The sequence below is a fragment of the Capsulimonas sp. genome (assembly GCF_039929585.1).
Lineage (GTDB): Bacteria > Armatimonadota > Armatimonadia > Armatimonadales > Capsulimonadaceae > Capsulimonas.
Genome location: NZ_JBDSQY010000376.1, coordinates 1 through 6641, shown reverse-complemented (window position 1 = coordinate 6641; position 6641 = coordinate 1). Strand labels below are relative to the sequence as shown.

General features: G+C 59.0%; 5 protein-coding genes and 1 pseudogene. All 6 read right to left on the bottom strand.

Translation table 11 applies throughout. The annotated features are described in order from the left end of the window. Positions 1 to 148: 148 nt before the first annotated feature. Entirely contained in the window at positions 149 to 1630 is a 1482-nt protein-coding gene (gene moeB / locus ABIZ35_RS28940) for a molybdopterin-synthase adenylyltransferase MoeB (RefSeq protein WP_348223424.1), read from the bottom strand. 19 nt (positions 1631 to 1649) lie between these two features. Beyond that, positions 1650 to 2084: a M67 family metallopeptidase gene (locus ABIZ35_RS28935; RefSeq protein ID WP_348223423.1), complete on the bottom strand. Its 435-nt coding sequence runs from the start codon at positions 2082 to 2084 to the stop codon at positions 1650 to 1652. Between the two features lie 113 nt (positions 2085 to 2197). Next, positions 2198 to 4051 carry a sigma-70 family RNA polymerase sigma factor gene (locus ABIZ35_RS28930; protein WP_348223422.1) on the bottom strand — a complete coding sequence of 618 codons (1854 nt, stop codon included), beginning with the start codon at positions 4049 to 4051 and terminating at the stop codon, positions 2198 to 2200. A 182-nt stretch (positions 4052 to 4233) separates the two neighbouring features. After that, positions 4234 to 4938, bottom strand: a pseudogene (locus tag ABIZ35_RS28925) (NAD(P)-binding domain-containing protein); the annotation flags it as partial. Positions 4939 to 4965: 27 nt separating this feature from the next. Continuing rightward, the gene (locus ABIZ35_RS28920) at positions 4966 to 5946 is read right to left on the bottom strand and encodes an LLM class flavin-dependent oxidoreductase (RefSeq protein WP_348223425.1); all 981 of its coding nucleotides are present in this window, start codon (positions 5944 to 5946) and stop codon (positions 4966 to 4968) included. Positions 5947 to 6007: 61 nt separating this feature from the next. Continuing rightward, positions 6008 to 6520 carry a MarR family transcriptional regulator gene (locus ABIZ35_RS28915; RefSeq protein ID WP_348223421.1) on the bottom strand — a complete coding sequence of 171 codons (513 nt, stop codon included), beginning with the start codon at positions 6518 to 6520 and terminating at the stop codon, positions 6008 to 6010. Between the last annotated feature and the right edge of the window lie 121 nt (positions 6521 to 6641).

The following is a 6641-nucleotide window of genomic DNA, read 5'->3' as shown; positions in this document are numbered from 1 at the left end:
TAAAATTGGTGACGCATGGAAACTCCCGAAAGGACAGCGTGAGGGTACGAGCCCTGCGACGTGATATTTCTCCATAACGCGTTCCAGACAAAAAAGTTACGGCGCGGCAAAAAATGCCGCGCCGCAACTTTTCATTCCGAATTTTGTGTTAGTACTTCGGCACGCTCGGATCGACATCCTCGGACCAGGCGGTGATGCCGCCGGTCAGGTTTTGAAGATGCTTGAACCCGGCGTCCTTGAAGATCTGGAGCGCCTTCGCGGAGCGTCCGCCCATTTTGCACTGGAGGACGATCTCCGAGTCTTTGTCGAACTCGTGCAGGCGATCGGCGACGGTGGCGAGCGGGACGAGCTTGGCGCCGGGGATCTTCGCGATGGCGTATTCGTGCGGCTCGCGAACATCCACCAGGGTGAACTTGTCGCCACGGTCGAAGCGGGCTTTCAGCTCCTTGGCAGTGATCTCTTCGCTGACGGCGAGTTTGGCCGGCGCGTCGCCGCCACGGCCGATGCCGCAGAACTCATCGTAGTCGATGAGGGCGGTGATAGTTGGGTTCTCGCCGCAGATCGGACAGCTCGGATCCTTGCGGAGCTTCAATTCGCGGAAGCTCATCTTCAGCGCGTTGAAAAGCATCAGGCGGCCGACCAGCGGTTCACCTTCGCTCAGGATCAGCTTGACGGCTTCGATCGCCTGGATCACGCCGATGATGCCGGGGAGGACGCCCAGAACGCCGCCTTCGGCGCAGCTGGGGACCAGTCCGGGCGGGGGCGGTTCCGGATACAGACAGCGATAGCAGGGGCCGTCCTTGGCGAAGAAGACGCTGGCCTGGCCCTCAAATCGGAAGATGGAGCCGTAGACGTTCGGTTTGCCCAGCAGCACGCAGGCGTCGTTCACCAGATAACGGGTCTGGAAGTTATCCGTGCCGTCCGCGATCACATCGTAATCCTTGAGGATCTCTAGTGCGTTCTCGGAGGTCAGCATCACTTCGTGCTTGATGATGTTGACGTGCGGGTTGATCTCTTTGAGCGTCTGCTCGGCGCTGTCGATCTTGGGCTTGCCGACGGTGCTTTCGCGGTGCACGATCTGGCGCTGCAAGTTCGTCAGGTCGACGATATCGAAATCCACCAAACCGATGGTGCCGACGCCCGCCGCCGCGAGGTACATGGTGAGCGGCGCGCCGAGGCCGCCGGTGCCGATGCACAGGACCTTGGCCGCTTTTAATCGCTTCTGGCCTTCCAGCGTGACTTCGGGCATGATCAGGTGACGGGAGTAGCGCAGAACTTCATCGTTCGTGAACTCCATGTCATCGGGATCGGCCGCGAGATGGAACGACGGCGCGCCGCCATGGCCCACGGCGTCGATGCCGCCGGCGATGCTCGGGACGATCGTGAGCGTGTCGCCGTTCTGGAGCGGGGCGGCGAAGCCGCCGTTGTAACGGCTGTCCTGCGCGTTGACGAACACATTCATAAAGCGGCGGATCGTTCCACCCGCGCTCATCACTTGATTACGCAGTTCGGGAAACTGCGTCGTGATATCGGTCAGCGCCTCGCCGACATTGGCGCCCTCGGCGTGGATCTCTTCCTGATTGTTGGCATACCGCTGCAACGGCGTCGGTATGACGATCTTTACGGCCATCTCGTCGTATTCTCCTGGGTTAATTCTCGGAATTGACTATCCGAACGGCGTCCTGCGTGTACCCACTGTGGTCATCGAGCAGGAGCCAGTTGTTCATTTCTGCGGGCTGTCCGCGCAAAACGGAGATGATGATGTAACAGTAGACCGGCCAGGCGTGTTCCCGGTCGAACTCGGAGGGAACCGCAGGCGCATCGGGGTGGCTATGATAGTAGCCGACAATTCCCATCTGCGACTCGCGCGCCTTTTGGTCTACGCGCATATATTCCTCCGGATCGATTTCGAATCGATTCCGGAGAGAATCCTCGCGCATGTTCTCGGCCGGGCGCGCTTCGTGAACCGTGACTCCCGCATCGCCGCGCTTTCCAATCAGGAAGCCGCAGCATTCATTCGGGTAGTCACGTTTTGCGTGAGCGCGCATCTCGGCGTCGAGAGCAGTTGTAATCAAAATAGGCATAGCGTCGTTCATCGCCGCCTGCTTGAGAGCGGCGGAGATATGCCTATTATTGTACCGCCTGGGGGAGGGGATTTGGCCTGCCGTCCGCAATTCCGTGACGATTGAAGGCTGCGTTATTTCTTCTCCGAAGCCCGTGCGCGCTGGATTTGCTCGGCGATGGTTCCTGCGGCCGGATCGTATGTGAACTGTCCCGAGCTCAATCCAAAGGCGATATCGGAGATATTTGCGCCCTTGTCGAGATAAGTCTCCGGCGCAAACGCCGAGAGCTCACGGGCGTGGGCGCTTGCTTGCGTCAATTGGAAATCTTCCTGCCATGTCACGGGGGGCGCCGATGTTTTCCACTGGATCGGAAGTTCTTCGTAAATTGTTTGTCGCATTCTTCCCGCGATCCAATGCTCTTTTAGCAATCGAAAATCGGAAAGCTCCCAGCGCATTCGCGGTTTGGCGGAAGATCCGACCAGCGTGCTGACGACACGCAGGCGACCGTCCTCGGTTGTGACGGTGATTTGACCTGGGTTATAGGGCGATTCTCCACCCGCCACCAACCCAAATCGCGGGATGGCTCCATCGAAAAGCGTCATGTTGTCTTTTGTGCGGCGAGGGTGGGTGGGCGACTGCACCAGATCCATTCCTGGCAGGCCAATTCCCGGCATCGGGGTGAACGCCAATCGCCCAACATTTTCGTCATGATACCGCGCGCCAGGTTTGCGGTCGCCATCGTTATAGATTCCGATGTAGTCACGCCTTCCTGTCTGATAAAGTTTGTTCCCGTCAAATATCATCGTTTGCATAGCGTCGAGATCATTGGAGGGAACCGCGCTTACGCTCTGAACGAGGAGTTTGCCGGCGTGTCCGGAAAGGGTTACTGAAGCGCGGGTATCCGGCCTTGGGGCGCGATACGCTTCTTCGGTTTCTCTTCTCAGCCGTGCCCCGTCGCCAGGATATTGGCCGCTCGCCACTTGCTTATCGACCTCGCCAATCTGCTGATCGCGTTCGGCTTTCAGGAGTTCGGGAGTGCGCATATCGTGCGCGTACACCGTGTATGTCAGCGTGAAATCACCGGTCAATCGCATCTGGTTGAGCTGATTGACGTTGGCTGGGACATATTTCACTGCGGCTTTTTTATGAGCTGCGGCGATTGGCCGCGCGGCGGGAACGACTTTGTTCTTCCCAAGCGCAACCAGGCCGCCCGCGCAAGTGAAACTCATTCCGACAGTGATAAGGGCGGCGTAGATGAGTTTCGTTTTGAGCATTTCTTTCAAGGTTTCCTGAACGTAAGTTTGAATATGCGCTGATGGGAGACCGACAGCGCCTGTGGTCGAAGCGGCCGCCTCGGCGGGATGAGAAGAATGCTCTGCGAGGATTGCTCCCAAAGCAAGCGCGGGAACAGCGACGCCGTTCTTAGCGAGCAGACGACGCATCTTTTCCAAGGCGCGTCCGATCCGCATGCGCGCAGCGTCTTCAGAGACGCCCAGCGCGGCGCCGGTTTCCTGGAGCGAACAATCCTCGAAGAACCGAAGCAGAATAAGATCAAGATCCTTGCGCGGCAGCGAGGAGAGCGCTTCGTTCAGCGCGGGGTCGATCATTTCCCATGGATCGGTTGCGTTGGCGCCGCCGTGGCTTGCATCGATCATCATTTGCCGCTCCAGCCTTTGGGTGCGCCGCCGAGCCCTGACTTCCTGCTTGATAATGTTTCGGCACACGAGGCGCGCTGTTTTGTAGAGCCAGGCAGCGAGCGTCGCCTCGTTCCGCAGAGAGCTTGCTTTGCGGGTGAGTATCAGAAATACGGTCTGGGTGGCGTCTTCGGCAAGGGCGGCATCGTTCAAGTCACGCAGACACGTGGCGTAGACCATGGCGCGATGGCGCGCGGTCAACGCGGCAAAGGCGTCATCCGATTCTTGCTGAGTGTAACGGCGCAGGAGGGTTCGGTCGGAGATCGACTTTTGTTCGGGAGCTTGGTTCGTCATAATCGCTGCTTCACACAAGAGTGTACACCGTGAATGAAAAGCGAACGCAATTTGAGAAAATATTTTTGAGGGAAGGCGGGAAATGGAAAACGAGGGCGAGCGCCCCCGTTTTTCATTTTATAAGGAGTGGATCAATCCCGAGGCGTTGGCGACGCCTGTTAGGAGCCACCTTGCGGCGGAGGTTACACGAAGTAGTGGCGCGCCGCCTCGTCCGCCTGGGCGCGGTAGGTCGCGATCTGTCCGGCGTCGGCCTGCGCCAGCGCGGCTTCGAGTTCGGCCGTGCCCAAGTCCTTGCAGTACGCCGGCGTGCCGGGCTGCTGCCGCCAAGAGTCGGCTAGCGCGCCCGCGTCAATGCCGTCGAAGCCAAGCTCGTCGAGCAGATCTAGCACGACGCCCTTAGCCTGCGCCTCATCTCCGGCGACGGAGAGACAGATGCGCCCTTCGGCGCCGGCCGGGACGCCGAGCGTGGCCAGGCTGGCGGCAAAAATGTTGTTGAACGCCTTGACCACTGGGCGGCCGATCACCTGCGCTACCCACTCGCTTTCGGTCAGACCGCCGTTGATTTCAGCGATGTCGCCGTCCCGAGTTGGGTAGTAGTTCCCCGTGTCAATGATGACCGCTGACGATGCCGCCAGGATGTCGCGCGGCAACTGCGGGGCCGCCTTCTCGGGGACCGAAATGATGACCAAGTCCTGCGCGCTGGCGGCCTCCTCCACGGTCGCTGGAGTGGCGCCGGTCTCGGCGGCCAGTGTGGAAAGCGACGCGGGGCCGCGCGAGTTGGCAATGGACACCTGGTGTCCCAGCGCCGTGAGATGCCGCGCAAGCGTGCTGCCGATATGACCGGAACCGATAATGCCGATGTTCATTTTCTTCGCATTTTTCATAGTGTATGCTCTCTTTCTGACTGTTAAAAGTCAAGAATTGACGTCCGCGATGATATCAAAGGATCTCAGCCGCTTTTCCGGATCGAAAACGTCCGAGACGATCATGAGCTCATCGGCGTTGGTCCGGTTGATTATGCTCTGGATCCCATTCCGAACTGTCTCGGGGCTTCCGACGACGCTGCAGGCCAGCATCTGCGACGCCTGAGCCTTCTCCTGAGGCGACCAGTAGCTCTCAATGTCATCGATAGGCGGCTGCATCAAATCGCGCGCGCCTCTGAATATGCCGGCAAACGACATCTGCTGCGATGTCGCCAGCCAGCGGGCCTCCTGATCGGATTCAGCCGCAATCACGTTGATCCCGACCACCACATAGGGCGCGCTCAGCTGCGCTGAAGGCTTGAAGCCCTTGCGGTATATCCTGAGGGCCGCGTCGAGCGCCTGCGGCGCGAAGTGGGAAGCAAACCCGTAAGGAAGCCCCATCTCGGCTGCCAGCTGCGCCCCAAACGTGCTCGACCCCAGGATCCACAGCGGGACGTTTGTGCCGGAACCCGGTACAGCCTCGATCCTCTGACCCGGTTTAACGGCGCCGAGGAACGCCTGCAGCTCCAACACATCCTCCGGAAAGTGATCGGAGTTGCTTGGATCGCGGCGCAATGCCCGCAGGGTCATCTGGTCGGAGCCGGGCGCCCGGCCCAGCCCAAGATCAATACGACCGGGGAAAAGCGTGGCCAAAGTGCCGAATTGCTCTGCAATCACATACGGAGCGTGGTTCGGCAGCATAATGCCGCCTGATCCAACGCGGATGGTTGTCGTTCCCGCCGCGATGTGCTGGATTACAAGGGAAGTCGCCGCGGTCGTGACCGTTGGCATGTTGTGATGCTCGGCAACCCAGAACCTCTGGTATCCCCGAGTTTCCGCGTGACGAGCGAGGTTTCTCGCCTCATCGAGTGCGGTCCGCCGATCACTTCCCTGTCGCACTCTTCCAAGTTCAAGAATCGATAGTCCTGTCATCATCTCGTTCGTCCTTTTGTTGCAGACCTGTCACGCAGTCAGTTGCTTCTCGAAAAGTGAGTTAGTCGGCAGTTGAGTTCGGAGCTTGGACCGAATAGGATCTTCCTAGCCCGTTCAATGTGTCGCGAAACTTCGCAAGGTCTTCACTGGAGAGATTACAGAGACGGCAAGTCGCTGTCTCAATCTTTTCAGGGATCGAGCACGCCGCCTCGCGGATCGCCTCGCCAGCTTCGGTAAGATTGATCATAACGCGGCGTTCGTCTCTCGCGTCTCGCGTTCGCGTGACCAATCCCGCGCTTTCAAGGCGCTTCAAGAGGGGCGTCAGCGTTCCGTTATCCATACCCAGTTCAAGCCCTAAATCCCCCACGGTGCGTGGGGTGTTGTCATAAAGAGTGAGCATGACGAGAAACTGTGGGTAGGTCAGCCCCAAAGGCTCCAGGAAGGGACGGTGGAGGCGGATCAGCCGGCTGGCGGCGCCGTACAGCGCGAACGAAAGCTGCCGCCCCACTCGGCGCCACTCCTCGGTCTCTCGCGTTGTGGTTTTTCCAGATTTGTCAGCGGGATCATTTTTCATCAAGACTTATTATGTAGTGCACTATATAATAAGTCAATAGCTAAAGCAAATGGCGGGGAGGACAATCGCAATACTGTTCAAATACGACGGCTGGCGGTTAAAACCGCGCCTGCAAGAGCGC

Coding starts and splice junctions, on each gene's coding strand:
- moeB (WP_348223424.1), bottom strand. CDS start 1,630: ATGGCCGTAAAGATCGTCATACCGACGCCGTTGCAGCGGTATGCCAAC.
- ABIZ35_RS28935 (WP_348223423.1), bottom strand. CDS start 2,084: ATGCCTATTTTGATTACAACTGCTCTCGACGCCGAGATGCGCGCTCAC.
- ABIZ35_RS28930 (WP_348223422.1), bottom strand. CDS start 4,051: ATGACGAACCAAGCTCCCGAACAAAAGTCGATCTCCGACCGAACCCTC.
- ABIZ35_RS28920 (WP_348223425.1), bottom strand. CDS start 5,946: ATGACAGGACTATCGATTCTTGAACTTGGAAGAGTGCGACAGGGAAGT.
- ABIZ35_RS28915 (WP_348223421.1), bottom strand. CDS start 6,520: ATGAAAAATGATCCCGCTGACAAATCTGGAAAAACCACAACGCGAGAG.